A 626-nucleotide genomic window follows, 5' to 3' on the forward strand; every position below is an offset into this window, starting at 1 on the left:
ACCATGATGTTAGCTTTGGGTGGTTTTATTTTTTCGATTGAAACAGCAGCTTACCAAACACTTGATATGTCTTATGGAGTTCCATGGGTAGAGCAAGGGCGATTGGGGAGAAAGGCTGCTCTTCAATTGCCTGCTGTTGCAAATGCGGAATTTTCTTTAGCAGGCGTAATTTATCCAGATTTCAAAGGTGGTCACAGACAGCTCGAATATTTGCGACAAATAGCGCATATGGGACCTCACATTCTTGTGACCGGTCAAGGCAAAATCTTAGGTAAGTTTGTCATTCTTTCTGTAGAGGAAAAACAAAGCATTTTTCATCATAATGGCACCCCCAAAAAACAAGAATTTACGATAAAGTTGAGAGAATATGGTGAAGACCTATGAGTGACCTTTATATGACCAAAGATGGCGATATGGTAGATGCCATTTGCTGGAAATACTATGCCAAAGGTCAACAAGCGCTTGCTGTTGAACACGTCTATGCAGCGAATTTGGGGCTTGCAGACTATGGACCCATTTTAAAAGCAGGTATCACGATACTCTTACCAACCCTCCCCTATCCGAAAGCCACACCAGTGATCAGAATTTGGGGTAGCAAATCATGAAACCTTTTTGCACGGTTCTGG

2 protein-coding genes are annotated in these 626 nt (G+C 42.3%); both read left to right on the forward strand.

Going from position 1 to position 626, the window contains the following annotated elements; all coding sequences use genetic code 11:
- The first annotated feature begins 3 nt into the window (after nucleotides 1-3).
- On the forward strand, nucleotides 4-384 hold the full coding sequence (locus tag ACFIJ7_RS09765; RefSeq protein ID WP_273724327.1) for a phage tail protein: 381 nt from the start codon (nucleotides 4-6) through the stop codon (nucleotides 382-384).
- On the forward strand, nucleotides 381-605 hold the full coding sequence (locus ACFIJ7_RS09770) for a tail protein X (RefSeq protein WP_375635918.1): 225 nt from the start codon (nucleotides 381-383) through the stop codon (nucleotides 603-605). Before ACFIJ7_RS09765 ends, ACFIJ7_RS09770 begins: the two co-directional genes overlap by 4 nt.
- Nucleotides 606-626 lie beyond the last annotated feature (21 nt).

It is taken from the genome of Bartonella sp. MR100HLJHH, assembly GCF_042194215.1.
Lineage (GTDB): Bacteria > Pseudomonadota > Alphaproteobacteria > Rhizobiales > Rhizobiaceae > Bartonella > Bartonella grahamii.

What these genes read in the sequence shown, in the direction of transcription:
- ACFIJ7_RS09765 (WP_273724327.1), top strand. Translation starts at nt 4, where the DNA reads ATGATGTTAGCTTTGGGTGGTTTTATTTTTTCGATTGAAACAGCAGCT.
- ACFIJ7_RS09770 (WP_375635918.1), top strand. Translation starts at nt 381, where the DNA reads ATGAGTGACCTTTATATGACCAAAGATGGCGATATGGTAGATGCCATT.